This is a genomic window from Chitinophaga sp. Hz27 (assembly GCF_042263525.1).
Taxonomy (GTDB): Bacteria; Bacteroidota; Bacteroidia; order Chitinophagales; family Chitinophagaceae; genus Chitinophaga.
This window is the reverse complement of record NZ_JBHKFJ010000005.1, coordinates 399705-415707: the sequence shown is the minus strand read 5'-3', so window position 1 is coordinate 415707 and position 16003 is coordinate 399705. Positions and strand designations below refer to the sequence as shown.

General features: G+C 45.3%; 15 protein-coding genes and 1 pseudogene. 12 read left to right on the top strand and 4 right to left on the bottom strand.

Annotated elements, in window-relative coordinates; translation table 11 throughout:
- Nucleotides 1–6: 6 nt before the first annotated feature.
- Together glpK and ACE38W_RS13765 are read right to left on the bottom strand one after the other, a co-directional pair.
- Nucleotides 7–1500, bottom strand: a complete 1494-nt coding sequence (gene glpK / locus ACE38W_RS13770) for a glycerol kinase GlpK (RefSeq protein ID WP_375831701.1) — start codon at nucleotides 1498–1500, stop codon at nucleotides 7–9.
- A 108-nt stretch (nucleotides 1501–1608) separates the two neighbouring features.
- Nucleotides 1609–3210, bottom strand: a complete 1602-nt coding sequence (locus ACE38W_RS13765; protein WP_375831700.1) for an FAD-dependent oxidoreductase — start codon at nucleotides 3208–3210, stop codon at nucleotides 1609–1611.
- A gap of 225 nt (nucleotides 3211–3435) precedes the next feature.
- Between ACE38W_RS13765 and ACE38W_RS13760 the strand changes: the two genes are divergently transcribed.
- Nucleotides 3436–4206, top strand: a complete 771-nt coding sequence (locus tag ACE38W_RS13760; protein WP_375831698.1) for a DeoR/GlpR family DNA-binding transcription regulator — start codon at nucleotides 3436–3438, stop codon at nucleotides 4204–4206.
- A gap of 238 nt (nucleotides 4207–4444) precedes the next feature.
- Here ACE38W_RS13760 and ACE38W_RS13755 read toward each other — a convergent pair whose 3' ends face one another.
- Together ACE38W_RS13755 and ACE38W_RS13750 are read right to left on the bottom strand one after the other, a co-directional pair.
- On the bottom strand, nucleotides 4445–5404 hold the full coding sequence (locus ACE38W_RS13755) for a YhcG family protein (RefSeq protein ID WP_375831696.1): 960 nt from the start codon (nucleotides 5402–5404) through the stop codon (nucleotides 4445–4447).
- A 140-nt stretch (nucleotides 5405–5544) separates the two neighbouring features.
- Entirely contained in the window at nucleotides 5545–6429 is an 885-nt protein-coding gene (locus ACE38W_RS13750) for a helix-turn-helix domain-containing protein (protein WP_375831694.1), read from the bottom strand.
- Nucleotides 6430–6597: 168 nt separating this feature from the next.
- Here ACE38W_RS13750 and ACE38W_RS13745 point away from each other — a divergent pair, with 168 nt between their 5' ends.
- The 11 genes and pseudogenes from ACE38W_RS13745 (at nucleotide 6598) to ACE38W_RS13695 (ending at nucleotide 15953) form a co-directional block, all read left to right on the top strand.
- Entirely contained in the window at nucleotides 6598–6918 is a 321-nt protein-coding gene (locus ACE38W_RS13745; RefSeq protein WP_375831693.1) for a hypothetical protein, read from the top strand.
- A gap of 188 nt (nucleotides 6919–7106) precedes the next feature.
- Nucleotides 7107–7409 (top strand): urease subunit gamma, encoded by a 303-nt coding sequence (gene ureA, locus ACE38W_RS13740; RefSeq protein WP_375831691.1) that lies wholly within the window; start codon nucleotides 7107–7109, stop codon nucleotides 7407–7409.
- An 18-nt stretch (nucleotides 7410–7427) separates the two neighbouring features.
- A pseudogene (gene ureB / locus ACE38W_RS13735) lies at nucleotides 7428–7727 on the top strand (urease subunit beta); the annotation flags it as partial.
- 71 nt (nucleotides 7728–7798) lie between these two features.
- Nucleotides 7799–9520: an urease subunit alpha gene (ureC, locus tag ACE38W_RS13730; protein WP_375831690.1), complete on the top strand. Its 1722-nt coding sequence runs from the start codon at nucleotides 7799–7801 to the stop codon at nucleotides 9518–9520.
- 18 nt (nucleotides 9521–9538) lie between these two features.
- Complete coding sequence (gene ureE, locus ACE38W_RS13725) at nucleotides 9539–10045, top strand: urease accessory protein UreE (RefSeq protein WP_375831688.1); 507 nt, start codon at nucleotides 9539–9541, stop codon at nucleotides 10043–10045.
- An 11-nt stretch (nucleotides 10046–10056) separates the two neighbouring features.
- A complete protein-coding gene (locus tag ACE38W_RS13720; protein ID WP_375831686.1) occupies nucleotides 10057–10746 on the top strand; it encodes an urease accessory protein UreF in 690 nt (229 codons plus the stop codon).
- A gap of 15 nt (nucleotides 10747–10761) precedes the next feature.
- On the top strand, nucleotides 10762–11400 hold the full coding sequence (gene ureG / locus ACE38W_RS13715) for an urease accessory protein UreG (protein ID WP_375831684.1): 639 nt from the start codon (nucleotides 10762–10764) through the stop codon (nucleotides 11398–11400).
- A 13-nt stretch (nucleotides 11401–11413) separates the two neighbouring features.
- Nucleotides 11414–12214 (top strand): urease accessory protein UreD, encoded by an 801-nt coding sequence (locus ACE38W_RS13710; RefSeq protein WP_375831683.1) that lies wholly within the window; start codon nucleotides 11414–11416, stop codon nucleotides 12212–12214.
- Nucleotides 12211–12912 (top strand): hypothetical protein, encoded by a 702-nt coding sequence (locus tag ACE38W_RS13705; protein ID WP_375831682.1) that lies wholly within the window; start codon nucleotides 12211–12213, stop codon nucleotides 12910–12912. Before ACE38W_RS13710 ends, ACE38W_RS13705 begins: the two co-directional genes overlap by 4 nt.
- Nucleotides 12913–12925: 13 nt before the next feature.
- Nucleotides 12926–13798 carry an urea transporter gene (locus ACE38W_RS13700; RefSeq protein ID WP_375831681.1) on the top strand — a complete coding sequence of 291 codons (873 nt, stop codon included), beginning with the start codon at nucleotides 12926–12928 and terminating at the stop codon, nucleotides 13796–13798.
- A 145-nt stretch (nucleotides 13799–13943) separates the two neighbouring features.
- Complete coding sequence (locus ACE38W_RS13695; RefSeq protein WP_375831679.1) at nucleotides 13944–15953, top strand: TonB-dependent receptor; 2010 nt, start codon at nucleotides 13944–13946, stop codon at nucleotides 15951–15953.
- Nucleotides 15954–16003: the final 50 nt, after the last annotated feature.

The following is a 16003-nucleotide window of genomic DNA, read 5'->3' as shown; positions in this document are numbered from 1 at the left end:
GGTTGATTAAAGTTGTGCCCAGGTTTTAGCAGTAGTAACGGCTTTGTTCCAGCCATGAATCCAGGTGGCGCGTTGCTCGCCCAGATCTGCTGGTGAAAAACATTTCTCCATGTTCCACTGACTGCGAATCTCTTCCAGGTCTTGCCAGTATCCGGTGGCTAGTCCTGCGAGATAGGCGGCGCCTAAAGCAGTGGTTTCCGTTATACCAGGACGTACTACCTGCGTTTGCAGGATGTCGGCCTGGAACTGCATTAATAAATTATTAGCGGTGGCGCCGCCGTCTACACGCAGTTCTGTAATATTCATGTTGGCATCAGCCTCCATCGCTTTCAATACGTCCATTGTCTGGTAGGCAATACCTTCCAATGCTGCGCGGGCAATATGTCCGGCGTTGGTACCGCGGGTCATGCCTACTAAAGTTCCTCTTGCATGCTGGTCCCAGTGTGGAGCGCCTAATCCTGCGAAGGCAGGTACCAGGTATACTCCGTCGTTTTGTGTGGTGCTGGCAGCCAGGGCTTCCACTTCTGCAGAAGAACGGATGATGCCCAGACCATCACGCAGCCATTGAACAATAGCGCCAGCAATGAAGATGCTGCCTTCCAGTGCATAGTTCACTTTACCATTCACTTTCCAGGCAACGGTGGTCAGCAGATTATTTTTACTGAGAATATGTTGTTCTCCGATGTTCATGAGCATGAAACATCCGGTACCATAGGTATTCTTTACCATGCCTGGTGCGGTGCACATCTGTCCGAAGAGTGCAGACTGCTGATCGCCGGCAATACCTGCAATAGGTATCTGCGCAGCAAACATACCAGGAGTAGTAAGGCCGCATACTTCGCTGGATTCCTTTACTTCCGGTAATACCGAAGCAGGAATATCCAGCATTGCCAACAGTTCAGTATCCCACTGCTGGGTATGAATATTATACAGCATGGTACGGGAAGCATTTGTGATGTCGGTGGCATGTACTTCGCCATGGGTAAGGTTCCATATCAGCCAGCTATCTACGGTGCCGAAGGCCAGTTCTCCTTTGTTGGCGAGTTCACGGGCGCCGGCAACGTTGTCCAGTATCCATTTAATTTTAGTGCCGGAAAAATAGGCGTCTATTACCAGCCCTGTTTTTTCTCTTACCATGGCTTCTTTACCAGCGGCTTTGAGACTATCACAGAGGGCGGCGGTGCGCCTATCTTGCCATACGATGGCATTATATACAGGTTTACCAGTGGTTCTGTTCCATACCACGGTGGTTTCACGTTGGTTGGTAATGCCGATAGCAGCGATGGCAGTACCATCCAGGCCTGCTTTGGCAATAGCCTCAGTAGCCACGCCTATCTGACTGCTCCATATCTCGGTAGGATCATGTTCTACCCATCCTGGTTGAGGGAATATCTGGGTAAACTCTTTCTGGGCCACTGCTTTAATAGCACCGGCTTTGTCGAAAATGATGGCTCTTGAGCTGGTGGTGCCCTGATCCAGGGCCATAATGTACCTGTTCATGTTTTTCGTTTTATCGTGGATTGTGATCAGTAAAGGATTTCATTTTTCGTATAGTCAGCATAGTGATAATTACTTTTTCATTGTTGTCGGCGACACGAGTTTACGCCTTTATGCCGGTACTTCCAATGACTGCGTTTGTTTTTCTGGACTTAGCAGGTAATGGCGGGCCATTTCACGGAAGGTCTTCACTTGTTCTTGCTGCCATTGACTATCTTTTCCGTTGATGGTGGCCATGAGCGCTGCTACTTCAGGTGCCATTTCCATTGCTGCTGCTGCATCTAGGAACAAAGCCCTGAGACGGCGTGCCAGCACATCTTCTACGGTATGTGCCATTTCATGTTCTACCGCCCAAATCACTTGTGCCTTAATATATGGAAAGGCCGGATGCAGTTGTTTTCCCATTTCCGGTTTGCGCATCACGAAGCCGCGAATGCTGATGGCCTCACTGCCGTAAACGTCCAGCGGTGCATATTCTGTGCTCTTAGGCTGGTAGCCGTGGATGCGCAGGTCTTTCGTTTTGCAGGGTACCGGTGTAAGCTGTACCTGAGTGATAGCCAGATCCACAGTGTCCTGCGCCATTCTGCGGAAGGTTGTCCATTTGCCGCCGGTAATGGTGATCAGTCCGGATTCTGCTACCATCAGTTTATGGCTACGAGAAATCTCTTTGGTGCTGCCAGTATTTTTTTGCGGTGCTGCCAGTGGCCGCAGTCCTGCGAATACGCTCTTTACATCTTTACGTGTAGGCGTGCGAGTTAGGTACTGCGCTGCAGTATGGAGGATAAAGTTTATTTCAGATTCCAGTGCTACCGGCTCGAGGCTATGCTCGTTGAGCGGAGTATCGGTGGTGCCGAGTAGTACTTTATTATGCCATGGAACAGCGAATAATACACGTCCATCGGAGGTTTTAGGTATCATGATAGCGCTGCTGCTATCGAGGAAGTCGCTGTCCAGCACCAGGTGTACGCCCTGACTAGGCCTTACCATATTAGGCGCGGTAGGGTTGTCCATCTGCAATACTTCATCTACAAAAACACCAGTAGCATTGATGACGGCTTTTGCCTGTATGTCAAACTGCTCACCGGTTTCCAGGTCTTCTGCTGCTACGCCGGTAATTTTGCCATTGACTTTGTCGAGAGCAATCACTTTGCAGTAGTTAAGTAACACAGCGCCATAGGCGGCGGCTGTCTGTGCAACGTTAACGGCTAAACGAGCATCATCAAACTGGCCATCATGGTATACGATGCCGCCTTTCAGGCCAGAGGCCTGAATATTAGGGAGGCGTTCCTTCACGGCTTTTTTACCGATATGATGGGATTTACCGAGACTTAGTTTTCCTGATAAGATATCATATATTTTCAGGCCGATAGTATAAAAGGGGCCTTGCCACCAGCTGTAATGCGGTATGATGAATTGTTGATTATGTGCGAGGTGAGGGGCGTTGGCGAGTAAGAGTCCTCTTTCGTATAGGGCTTCCCGTACGAGGGCTATATCGCCTTGTGCCAGGTAACGTACGCCTCCGTGTACCAGTTTTGTACTTCTGGAGGAGGTGCCTTTTGCGAAATCGGCTTGCTCCAGCAGCAATGTTTTATAACCTCTGCTGGCAGCGTCCATGGCAATACCTAGTCCTGTAGCGCCTCCGCCTATGATTAGTATGTCCCAGGCACTGCTGCCAGTCTCTTTTATGCGTTGTATGGATTCTAACCGCTTCATGTGGGTCGATTTCTTTTGTTTTATTTCAGATGTTTCTCTTTTCTTTCGCAAGATAGTAAAACGAAACATTTCGAAACCAAAATAGAAAATAAAATGAAAAAAGAAAAATTATTTAGATAATCGGCTAAAGCATGTGTTTTTAAATTAACTAATTGATTTATTATTGTTTATGTAGATGATTTGTGTAGATAGATTTTTTTCATATTGTTTCGTTATTTTTACGTTATGTCGATGATTAACATAGCCGAAAGGCATAAATATATATTGGGCAAACTTCATGAAACCGGTGCTGTGACAGTGTTAGATCTCTGCAAGGAGCTGGATGTATCGGCCGTAACCATCCGAAAGGACCTGAAACTGCTGGAAGATAAATCCTTACTTTTTCGTTCTCACGGAGGCGCCACTATCGATAACCCCTATACGAACGATAAACCGGTAAATGAAAAGGAAAGTATACGCCGGGAAGAGAAAATCACGATAGGACAGGCCGCAGCTGCGTTAATAGATCGTAATGATGCCGTGATCATCGCTTCCGGTACCACTGTGCAGGCGCTGGCACGTAGCATCCATCCCAAAGGACAACTCACCGTCATCACGGGCGCGCTGAACGTATCACTGGAATTACTACGGCATCCGGAGATAGAAGTGATACAACTCGGCGGACATCTTCGCAACAGTTCTACTTCTGTTACAGGCCCTTATGCGGAAAGAGTACTGGCAGATTTTTCCTGTAGCAAATTATTTTTAGGAGTGGATGGAATAGACCTCGAATTTGGTTGCACCACCACTAATATCCTGGAGGCACACCTCAATCAGAAAATGATGGCCGCAGCTCAAAAAACCATTGTGCTGGCAGATTCCAGCAAATTCGGTAAACGTGGCTTTGGCCGTATATGCGGCCTCGAAGAAGTAGATGAAATCATCACCGACAAAGGCGTTGCTGATCACCTGGTAGCAAAGCTGGAAGAAATGGGGGTGAAGGTAACGATCGTGTAGGCTTTCTCGTTGGGATTGCGCCTTCGGCGCTTATTTCCGCTTCGCGGACATGCAAAGCAGCAAAGGCTTGCCAACTGTTGATGAAGGTTACAAATTTGATAAAAGAAGTTTTACGGCTTCTTATTTCAACATAACATCTTGTCTGCAATTTTGGGGGAAATGTGCAAGGTGTGAACCAAAATAAAATGCCTTTTAGAAGTCTTCCAATAACTTATTTAGTGCATTTTCTAATTGTTTTTTATTTGGTAGGTATAATTGATACTATAGCTAATAGTACCTTATTTGTGATGCTACTGGTGGCATATTCTACCAATATATGATCTTTATATGCTCCCAGAAGTATTCCAACTGGTTCATTGTCTCCCTCTGAAGCCTCTTCTTTTTTGAAGTAGTTTAAGTACAAATTCATTTGACCAATATCCGTATGTTCAATTTCACCCCTTTTCAGATCGATTAAGACAAAACACTTTAAGATCCTATGATAGAAAAGCAAATCTAATCGAAAGTGTTTACCTCCAATTGATATGCGGTATTGCCTTGCAATAAATGCAAAACCTTTTCCCAGCTCGAGCAAAAATTGCTGAAGATTACTAATTAGTTTTTCTTCCAGTTCATTTTCCAAATAAATATGTTGTTCAGGAATATTTAGGAATTCAAGCACAAAAGGATCTTTGATCAGATCTTCTGCGTTAAGTACCTCATGACCCTCATTCGCTAGTTTTAGGACGCCTTTTTTGTCAGTACTTAGTGCAAGCCGATGAAACAACATGCTTTTTATTTGTCGTTTTAATTCTCTGACACTCCATTTTTCTTTTTCACATTGTTTTATATAGAAATTCACCTCCAGTGCTGAATCTGTTTTCAAAATTTCAAAATAATGGCTCCATGTCAATTTGTGAGACAGTGTCTCACGTTTTGGAAATGAATTATATAATTTTGTCATGTATGATAAGTTGGAACGACTGAAACCCTTTCCGTATAGAGCCGAAAGATCTCTGGAAAGGCGTTCAAACAGGTTACTGCCATATGCAGCTTTGGTGCTCCCGTTTAATTCAAATTCCATAATGTATCTTCCAATTTCCCAATATGTCTTAATTAATGTACTGTTTACCTGTAATACTGCATTTTCCCTTCCTTCGTCAAGCAACCTTCCAATTCCAGAAACTAATTGGTTATATCGTTGTTCTACTATATCCATATAAACTATTGAATAAACAAATATACCTGACTATCTTAATAGTTCTGACCTGGAACATGTATAATGCAGGGTTAACCTTTATCTTTTAAGATTATATTTACAACTGCTTTGCTTTTGCCAACGTTAACGCATAGGCATATTTATTTCTGTTGCACTCTCTTTTTATACGCTGTCGGCGTCTCACCGGTCACCTGCTTAAATAAGCGCGCAAAATAGTTGGGTGATTGAAAGTTCAACTCAAAGGCGATACCAGAGATATCTCTGCTGCCATCCTGTAATAATATCTGGCTATGGAGTATGTTGACCTCATTGATCCATTGCTTGGGAGGCTTGCCGGTAGCTTGTTTGATAGTTTTGTTGAGATAATTTTCGGAGATATTTAATTTCCTTGCATAAAATGATACCTGTCTTTCTTTTAGGTGATGTTGCTGTACCAGTTCCCTGAATTGCAGAGAAATTTCCAGCGTTCTCGTAATGGAGCCATGCGCTTCCCCTGCAGAAGCAATGATCTTTTGCAGAAAGGGGCGAAACAATCCCACGGCCACTTCCAGCGATGAGTGTTCGAGGGCCAGTTCTTCTTCCAATAAAGTACTCAATCTGGACAACCACTTTACCGTGATGGGTGGCAGCTGCACAAAAGGAGCCGAGAAGAAAAAATTGAGCAACTGACGGTTCAGCGCCAAACTCTCTACCACTTCATTCTCAAATACCACAAAAAAACCGGTGGCATCTTTTGATATCTCCAGCGTAGCGGTGATACTGCCCTGACGTATTAATAATAGTGATCCGGCGTCAATACGCTGGGACCCGGCTTCCAGCTGTTGTATAATATGTCCTTTAGTAATAAAGATGAGGAAGTTGAAGCTGGTGCGATAGGGAAGTACGGGTATAACGATATCACGGAGGTAGTGCTCTATACGATATACCTGTAGCTGGGCATCATTTAATAATACCTTCCTGGAAATTCCCGGGAGGAATTGTTGTTTATATTCAAAATTGGAAAATATTTTTACTGAAGATCTCATTTATACAAAATTACCTGATTTTGGCTATATTAGTCATGATTTGTGCTAGCCTTATTTTTTATTTAGAAGTAATTTGCAACACGAAATCATGAAACTGTTTGTCAGCTATATATATTATTGTTTCTATTCCTGACAGGATTTACATTCACAGGAAAAAACAAGGGGCCTATGCAGGTCAGCAATAGTAACAAAGTGCAAGTTGCTGTTGCCGGTATTGCTCAGGACAGTTATCATACAGGGAAATCCTGTCATCAAGCAGACGAGATCATTTATATAAATGATACAGACAACGACGAAGATATAAATTGGTTGTCACCCCACCAACCTTGTTCCATCCTCAATAACCTGAATATTTATTACGACTCCCTCTTTGCCAAAGCAGACCCGGTTCTCGTAGATTATACCAGATTTGTGCACGCCACGGTACCTGATATTGTTGTGCCCAGGTTCATTCGCTTCCACCAACTGTTGATTCCCTTCCAAGCTTAATTTACTACTCTTTTCAGCCACTGGTCTACAGTTTGGCTCCGCATCTCCCATTAGTCCTGCATTTTTTGTCAGGTCCCTAAGGCTTTGCGTCATATTAACACATTATATGTCCGGAATTGTATATTCGTAACCGTTATACAGCATTCCGAATGTGTATCCTTTTGCTATCTTCTTAAAATTTTACTCATATGCATCTCACTCCCAGAGAAACAGAAAAACTGTTACTCCACCTGGCAGGCGAACTCGCGGCCAAGCGTAAGGCCCGTGGTGTTAAACTGAACTACCCGGAATCTATCGCCTATATCAGCAGCAACTTGCTGGAAGCTGCACGCGACGGGCGTTCGGTGGCCGAACTAATGCAATACGGCGCCACCATCCTCACCAGAGAAGACGTTATGGAAGGCATTCCTGAAATGATCCATGACGTTCAGATCGAGGCCACCTTCCCAGACGGTACCAAACTGGTGACTGTTCACAACCCAATCAGATAACCTGCTAAAATAACCATGATGATTCCTGGAGAATATATCATCGCTGACGGTGACATCAACTGTAACGAAGGCCGCGAAACGGTTAAGATAAAAGTCATTAACACCGCAGACCGCCCCGTACAAATAGGTTCACACTTCCACTTCTTTGAAGTGAACCGCAAAATGAGCTTCGACAGAGCAAAAGCTTTTGGCATGCGCCTCAACATCGCCGCTGGTACCGCCGTTCGTTTCGAACCCGGAGAAGAAAAAGAGGTAACCCTCGTAACCATAGGTGGAAACAGGAAAGCCTTTGGTACCAATAATCTGGTAAATGGTGACACCACCACCGCTGAAGCTAAAGCAGCTGCAATGGCTAAACTGGAACCGAATCACTTCAAAAACCAAGCACTATGAGTCTGCTGATCAACAAAACCAAATATGCTAATATGTATGGCCCCACCACTGGCGATAAAGTACGCCTGGGCGATACAAATCTGATCATAGAAATCGAAAAGGATTTCAATATTTACGGTGAAGAAAATAAATTCGGTGGTGGTAAAACGGTAAGAGATGGTATGTCTCAATCCAGTACTGCACTCCGCGATGAAGGTGTGTTAGACTTCGTGATTACCAACGTTATTGTGATAGACCACTGGGGCATCATGAAAGGTGACCTGGGTATCAAAAATGGACATATCGTTGGTTTTGGTAAAGCGGGTAACCCTGATACCATGGACGGTATCGCGCCCAATATGATCATCGGCGCATCCACAGAAGTACATGGCGGCGAAGGACTGATTGCTACTGCCGGCGGCATCGATACGCATATTCACTATATCAGCCCGCAACAAATAGAAACAGCCCTCTTCAGTGGCGTTACCACTATGATAGGTGGTGGTACTGGCCCTGCTGATGGTACCAATGCCACCACGATCACACCAGGTAAATGGTTCCTGGGCCGCATGCTGCAATCTGCAGAAGCTTTCCCTATGAACCTCGGATTCTTCGGAAAGGGCAACTGTGCTACCGAAGCGCCTATCGCTGAGCAGATCGAAGCCGGTGCGCTCGGCGTGAAAATACATGAAGACTGGGGCGCTACGCCTGCTGTAATAGACGCCTCCCTCAAAGTGGCGGATAAATATGATGTGCAGGTAGCCATCCATACAGATACACTCAACGAAGCGGGCTTCCTGGAAGATACCATGAATGCGATCAATGGCCGCGTTATCCATACCTTCCATACAGAAGGTGCTGGTGGTGGTCACGCACCGGATATCATCCGTGCTGCGATGTTCCCGAATGTATTGCCTGCATCTACCAATCCTACACGTCCATTTACTAAAAATACCATCGACGAGCACCTGGACATGCTCATGGTTTGCCATCACCTGAGCAAAAGCATTCCGGAAGATGTGGCCTTTGCGGATTCTCGTATTCGCCCTGAAACCATTGCTGCAGAAGATATCCTGCACGACCTCGGCGTATTCAGCATCATGAGCTCGGACTCTCAGGCCATGGGCCGTGTAGGCGAAGTAATCACCCGCACCTGGCAGACCGCCGATAAAATGAAGCAGCAACGCGGATTTTTACCGGAAGATAATGCCAACAACAACGATAACTTCCGTGCTAAAAGGTTTGTAGCGAAATATACCATCAACCCGGCCATCGCACATGGGATCTCTGATTATGTTGGTTCAATTGAACCAGGCAAATTTGCAGACATCGTGCTGTGGAAACCAGCGTTGTTCGGTGCCAAATGTGAAATGATCATCAAAGGTGGTATGATCATCGCCAGCAAAATGGGTGATCCGAATGCGAGCATTCCTACGCCGCAACCAGTGATCATGCGTAACATGTTCGGCGCTTATGGTAAAGCACTCCAACGCAGCTGTATCACCTTCGTTTCTCAGGCTTCAATCGAAAAAGGTATCGTTGATGAATTAGGACTGGAGAAAATAGTGTTGCCAGTGAGAAACTGTCGCAATATTGGTAAGAAAGACCTGATCCATAACGACAAAACTCCTGAGATTACCGTGAACCCGGAAAATTATGAAGTACGTGTAGACGGTGAGGTTATTACCTGCGAACCGGTTGATACAGTGCCTTTGGCGCAGCGCTACTTCCTCTTCTAATCTCTTTAAATAATTTATATGATAATAGAATCGGTGTTGGGGAATACTGCTGATACAGTAGTGGACCACCTGCAAGTGGACTTACTGGAACTGGAATGGTTTGAAACGACCAAACGTATACAGCGTAAGAAAACACAGCAGGGCCGCGAAATAGCCATCCGCTTCCTGAAAGAAGGACAACGTTTGCGCCAGGGCGACATCCTGCTGAAGGATGACACCACTGCCGTGGTAGTAGATATTATCCCTAGTGACGCCATCGTAGTGACCCCGCGGTCATTACTTGAAATGGGAAGTGTGTGCTATGAAATAGGGAATAAACATCTGCCGGTATTCATTCAAAATGACCAGGTACTATTACCATTCGAGGAACCAATATACCGCTGGCTATTAGCCAGCGGGTATGTTACCGAAAAGCAACATACCCGCCTGACCAACCTGCTCAATGCAAATGTGCAACCACATAGCCATGGCAGCAGCGGTGGTAGTTCTCTCTTCTCTAAAATAATGGGTCTCGCTTCCCGCTAAACTGTAAGAATATGGACCTGCATTTATTGGGAAGTCTGCTGCACATCAGTGATCCAACCTTGCCGATCGGAGGCTATACGCATTCCAACGGCCTGGAAACCTATGTGCAGCTGGGAATAGTACACAACCCTGCTTCAGCTGCGGCTTATGTATCACAAATGCTGAGTGCTAACCTGCATTTCAACGATGCTGCTTTTGTATGCCTCGCTTACAATGCTGTGAAGGCTCGTGATTTTGATGAACTACTACGTCTCGATGAAGAGCTGACAGCACTGAAACTGCCCATTGAAATACGTAATGCCAGCCAGAAGCTGGGATTGAGGCTGATTAAAATTTTCCGCAGGCAAAAAGAATTTGAGCTTGCTGCAAAATTTGAAAACGCCATCCTGCGTAAAGAAACGGGTGGTAACTATGCCATCGCCTTCGGCGTATATACGTCCCTGTTAGAGATACCCTTACGGGAAGCACTATACGCTTTTTATTACAATGCCGCCGCCGGAATGGTTACTAACGCAGTAAAACTGGTTCCGCTGGGGCAATTAGACGGACAAGATATCCTGTTTAATATGCAAACAGTGATCGCTGGTCTTATTGATAAAACAATTACACTGGACAGAGACCTGGTAGGTGTTTGTAATATCGGATTCGATATTCGTTGCATGCAGCACGAGCGCCTCTATTCCAGATTGTACATGTCTTAATAAAAAATTACAGTCATGAGTGAAAGAAAATATGTGAAAATTGGTGTTGCAGGTCCTGTAGGATCAGGAAAAACCGCGCTGATAGAGCGTTTGTCGCGCCACCTGTTAAATACTTATAGTCTTGGTGTGATCACCAACGATATCTATACGAAAGAAGATGCCGAGTTCTTAACTAAAAATAGTCTTCTGCCAAAAGAACGTATCATCGGTGTAGAAACCGGCGGATGCCCACATACTGCTATTCGTGAAGATGCCAGTATGAACCTGGAAGCAGTAGATGAAATGGCAGCACGATTCCCGGAAGTAGAACTGATCCTCATAGAGAGCGGTGGTGATAACCTTAGTGCAACCTTCAGTCCTGACCTGGCGGATGTCACTATCTTCGTTATTGACGTAGCCGAAGGTGATAAGATCCCTCGTAAAGGCGGCCCTGGTATCACTCGTTCTGATCTGTTGGTCATCAATAAAATTGACCTCGCACCATATGTGCATGCCGACTTAGGCGTGATGGAGCGCGACGCACGCAAAATGCGTAATGGCAAACCTTTCGTATTTACTAACCTTATGTCACTGCAGGGACTGGATACCGTTATTGGCTGGATACAGAAATATGCATTGCTGGAAGATATAGAAGAACCAGCATTAGTGAGATAATGAAACTGAAGTAATGATAAACAGGCTGACAATCACCAGTGGTTTTAAAAATAACCGGTCGTATCTGAGAGATACCTTTTTTACGCCACCATTCAGGGTGGCAGACATCAGTGAACACAGGCGGGATCCTGCCTTGTACCTGATGGTGATGAGTTCATCGCCAGGCATACTTGATGGCGACCGGTATGAAATTTCCATTGATGTAGAAACAGGTAGTAAACTTCAACTGCAAACGCAGTCGTATCAACGCCTCTTTAATATGAAGCATGGTGCCTCACAGGAGCAGCGTATTAAACTACATACTGGTTCTACTTTCAGTTATGTACAGCATCCAGTGGTACCGCATGAAAATGCCATCTTTAAAGGAAAGAATTTTATAGAGATGGGAGATGATTGCAGGTTGACCTTTGGTGAAATACTTACTTGTGGCCGCAAGCATTCGGGTGAAGTATTTCGTTACCGCGAGTTTCATAACATCACAGAGATCAGACATGGAAATAAACTGCTGGTAAAAGATAATTTATTGTTGCAGCCAGGATTGATCGATATGTCCGCCACCGGACAAATGGAAGGCTATACGCATCAGGCGACCTTGTTGCATGTGAATACTGGCGAAGCAGGAGCGGAGGATATTACAGATATCCTGTATTCATTGCTGGAAGCAGAAGAAGGTATTGCAGCAGGTATAACGCAACCATCCGCAAAGGTGGTAGCGGTGCGTATATTGGGTAATGGCGGTGAACAGCTGTATAGTTGTTTGCAGCGTATTGCGCATTATTTCTGGACTTTAACACCACAAACAGTAAACGCATGAACATAGAACTAATAACACTGGTGCTGTCGGCGGTTACTATTAGTAGTTTACACACTGCCACCGGGCCGGATCACTATTTGCCATTTATTGTTTTGTCGAGATCAAGAAAATGGAAGATGTCGAAAACGATTGTATGGACAATACTTTGCGGCTTCGGGCATATATTCAGTTCCGTATTACTCGGATTGGCAGGTGTATTACTGGGCTGGCAGCTGTCGAAGCTGACCTGGTTCCAGGATATACGAGGTAACATGTCGGGCTGGTGCCTGCTGGGCTTTGGTATATTATATCTTTTATATGGTCTGCGTGCCGCCTGGATCAACAAGCCACATAAACATTTTGATGTTTATGGCGACGGCGATATCTACGTATATGAACATAAGCACGGTGAAGTTGTTTATCCGCAGAACCGTGTGAAGGTGACACCGTGGATATTGTTCGCCATTTTTGTGATGGGGCCAAGCGAGCCATTGGTGCCGCTGTTGTTTTACTCCGGCGCACATCGTTCTGCAACGGAAATAGTGATACTGATAACGGTATTCGCGCTTTCCACCGTAGCAACGATGCTGGCCATGGTGCTGATAGGATGTTATGGATATTCATTCATCAAAACAGATAAACTGGAACGTTATGTACATGCCATTGGCGGTGCAGTAGTGACCATGTGTGGCATAGGCATGGTATTCTTCAACTGGTAAGAAATTATAGATTATGCGAGAAAAAAAATTGTTTCCCGCCGCCCCGTATTTTAGGGGTGTAGGGCAGATCATGCTTCAACCGAACGGCTGGACAGGCCTGCTTTTCCTGGTAGGGATATTCTACGATTCAATGACGATGGGTATTGCGGCATTAGTGGCAGTAGTCACGGGCACGCTGACAGCTAAATTATTGAAGTATGATGAAACAGAGATCAATGATGGGCTGTATGGCTTCAGCGCCACGTTGGTGGGTGTTGCCCTGACATTCTATTTTGCGGCAATACCTGTTATCTGGGTAGCCGTAGTGCTGGGGGCTGCGCTGGCAGCGATGTTCCAGCATGCGCTGATCAAAAGGAAGATACCGGGTTTCACGCTGCCTTTCATTGTTATCACCTGGATATTATTATTCGTTTTCAGACATGTATACGTAGTGCCAGTGTCTAGTGAGGTAACCGATGCCTTAAATGCTTATGATGATTTCACGGTGTCCACACATGGCTTTGGAGAAGTGATTTTCCAGGGTAGTGTGCTGGCAGGGCTGATATTCTTCCTGGGCGTGTTTATCAGCTCCCCCGAAGCCGCCTTGTATGGTGTGGCAGCATCTGTTTTAGGGGCTTATGTTTCTGAACGATTTGCCGAGCCAATGACAGATATTCATATGGGGCTCTTTAGTTTCAACGCTGTATTATGCGCTATTACCTTCTCCGGGAAAAAACCAGTGGATGGTATATGGGTGCTGATTTCAGTGTTACTGTCTGTGGCGATAGATCTGGGCATGCTGAGCATGCATTGGGCTGTATTGACTTTCCCGTTTGTTGTTTCCAGTTGGATCACACTTGCTATTAAAAACGGAGCGAAGCAGTTGTTTCCGTCCAGCATAAAATGATCGGGTGATTTTACATTATCGGCAGTATGGGATGTTGAGCCGTAAGTAATGCAGCAATGCTTTGGGTAACTTTGTACTCACTGTAGTAATACGCCAACCTATAAACTACCATCGAAGATGGTGATGCCAATTAGAATTATGTATCATGCTTAGAGAAATTTTCTTTTTCAGCGCTAGCCTGCTTGCCCAGAAGGCATATGCAGGAGAGCCGCAAGACTCAATACCATTAAAGGAATCACATCTTTCACAAATAGAAGTTACTGCTCCCAGGGTGGAAAAAACTATGATGAAGGTGGATTTAAAAATGACACCGGTAAATACTGCACAAGATCTGTTGCGTAAAGTACCAGGACTATTCATTGCGCAGCATGCCGGCGGTGGAAAGGCAGAGCAGATATTTCTGCGTGGCTTCGATTGCGACCACGGCACCGATGTCAACATCAGTGCAGACGGTATTCCCGTGAACATGGTTTCACATGCACACGGACAAGGTTATGCTGATTTACACTTCCTTATTCCTGAAACCATTGAAGGCATTGACTTTGGTAAGGGCGCTTATTATGTAGATAAAGGTGATCTCAATACCGCCGGCTATGTGAGCTTCCATACGATGGATAGCTTGCCTGGCAATATGGTGAAGCTGGAAGGTGGTTCTTTCAATTATCTGCGTGGCGTGGGATTGTTTAATCTCATACATAAAACAGGCCCTCGTGCTGAAAATGCTTATGTGGCGGCAGATTACAGCTATTCCGATGGTCCTTTTGATGTGAAACAAAATTTCCGCAGACTGAATCTTTTCGGAAAATATAATAAATGGTTGAACGAGAAAAACTATATTTCATTGCTCGTATCCACCTTTGGCTCCGACTGGAATGCTTCCGGCCAGATCCCGGAACGTGCGGTAGCAGAAGGTATCATCAGCCGCTGGGGTTCTATTGATCCTACTGAAGGTGGTAAAACCAGCCGTACCAATGCGGCGTTCACGTATAAACATCTCTTTAATGATCATCAATCTACAGAATCATTTCTCTACTATTCTCATTACGAATTTAATCTCTTCTCCAACTTCACCTTCTACTTAAAAGATCCGGTAAATGGCGACGAGATTGAACAGCGTGATAACCGCAACCTGTTTGGATTTCAGCAAAAATATACGCAGACCTTCGGTGACTTTAGATGGGAGAGTGGCGCAGGTTTCAGGATAGATGATATCAATAACCTGGAACTAAACCATGTATACCGCCGCGATTCCTTGCTGGGTCGTGAGTCTTGGGGCAATGGTACCGAAACTAACTTTTACGCCTATACGGGATTAGACTGGCGTAAGAATGGATGGAGTATTGCGCCTGGTGTACGCGTTGATCATTTTCTCTTTAACTATTATGATAAACTGTTGAGTACAGCGAATAAAGAGCAAGCTACCAGGGTAAGTCCTAAATTGAATTTCAGCTATACGCCTAATAATAAATTACAGTATTTCCTGAGAACGGGTATGGGATTCCATTCCAACGACATGCGGGTGGTGATACAGGAAAAGGGCAAGGACATCCTGCCGTTTTCTGTAGGTGCTGATCTGGGACTGGTATGGAAACCCACACATAACCTGTTTATCCAGCCATCACTTTGGTATCTGTATCTGCAACAGGAGTTTGTATATGTAGGAGATGAAGCAGTAGTAGAACCAGCAGGCAGAACACGTCGTTTAGGCATGGACGTGAGTGTGAGATATCAGCCATTACGTTGGTTATATGTAGATGCAGATATTAACTATGCCCATGGCCGTTCAATCGACGACCCTAAGGGAGAGAACTATATTCCGTTGGCGCCGGTGCTTACTAGCACAGGTGGTGTAGCGGTGAAGCTGCCGTCCGGATTTTCGGCGAATCTCCGTTACAGGTATATGAAGGCAAGGCCTGCTAACGAAGATAACAGTGTGGAAGCACATGGTTATTTCGTGAATGACCTGGCATTGGCCTATACCCGGGGCCGATTTGAATTTACGGTGCAGGCCCAGAACCTCTTTAATGTAAATTGGAATGAGGCTCAATTCGAAACCGAAACACAGCTTCAACAGGAGAAAAGACCGGTTACGGAGCTGCATTTTACCCCAGGAACGCCATTCGCCCTGAAGGCTGGCGTGGCGGTGAAGTTCTAGCCGGACTAGCAACAATTTCAAAACCGGCCTATCCCCGAAAGTAGCATCAG

What these genes read in the sequence shown, in the direction of transcription:
- glpK (WP_375831701.1), bottom strand. Translation starts at nt 1,500, where the DNA reads ATGAACAGGTACATTATGGCCCTGGATCAGGGCACCACCAGCTCAAGA.
- ACE38W_RS13765 (WP_375831700.1), bottom strand. Translation starts at nt 3,210, where the DNA reads ATGAAGCGGTTAGAATCCATACAACGCATAAAAGAGACTGGCAGCAGT.
- ACE38W_RS13760 (WP_375831698.1), top strand. Translation starts at nt 3,436, where the DNA reads ATGTCGATGATTAACATAGCCGAAAGGCATAAATATATATTGGGCAAA.
- ACE38W_RS13755 (WP_375831696.1), bottom strand. Translation starts at nt 5,404, where the DNA reads ATGGATATAGTAGAACAACGATATAACCAATTAGTTTCTGGAATTGGA.
- ACE38W_RS13750 (WP_375831694.1), bottom strand. Translation starts at nt 6,429, where the DNA reads ATGAGATCTTCAGTAAAAATATTTTCCAATTTTGAATATAAACAACAA.
- ACE38W_RS13745 (WP_375831693.1), top strand. Translation starts at nt 6,598, where the DNA reads ATGCAGGTCAGCAATAGTAACAAAGTGCAAGTTGCTGTTGCCGGTATT.
- ureA (WP_375831691.1), top strand. Translation starts at nt 7,107, where the DNA reads ATGCATCTCACTCCCAGAGAAACAGAAAAACTGTTACTCCACCTGGCA.
- ureC (WP_375831690.1), top strand. Translation starts at nt 7,799, where the DNA reads ATGAGTCTGCTGATCAACAAAACCAAATATGCTAATATGTATGGCCCC.
- ureE (WP_375831688.1), top strand. Translation starts at nt 9,539, where the DNA reads ATGATAATAGAATCGGTGTTGGGGAATACTGCTGATACAGTAGTGGAC.
- ACE38W_RS13720 (WP_375831686.1), top strand. Translation starts at nt 10,057, where the DNA reads ATGGACCTGCATTTATTGGGAAGTCTGCTGCACATCAGTGATCCAACC.
- ureG (WP_375831684.1), top strand. Translation starts at nt 10,762, where the DNA reads ATGAGTGAAAGAAAATATGTGAAAATTGGTGTTGCAGGTCCTGTAGGA.
- ACE38W_RS13710 (WP_375831683.1), top strand. Translation starts at nt 11,414, where the DNA reads ATGATAAACAGGCTGACAATCACCAGTGGTTTTAAAAATAACCGGTCG.
- ACE38W_RS13705 (WP_375831682.1), top strand. Translation starts at nt 12,211, where the DNA reads ATGAACATAGAACTAATAACACTGGTGCTGTCGGCGGTTACTATTAGT.
- ACE38W_RS13700 (WP_375831681.1), top strand. Translation starts at nt 12,926, where the DNA reads ATGCGAGAAAAAAAATTGTTTCCCGCCGCCCCGTATTTTAGGGGTGTA.
- ACE38W_RS13695 (WP_375831679.1), top strand. Translation starts at nt 13,944, where the DNA reads ATGCTTAGAGAAATTTTCTTTTTCAGCGCTAGCCTGCTTGCCCAGAAG.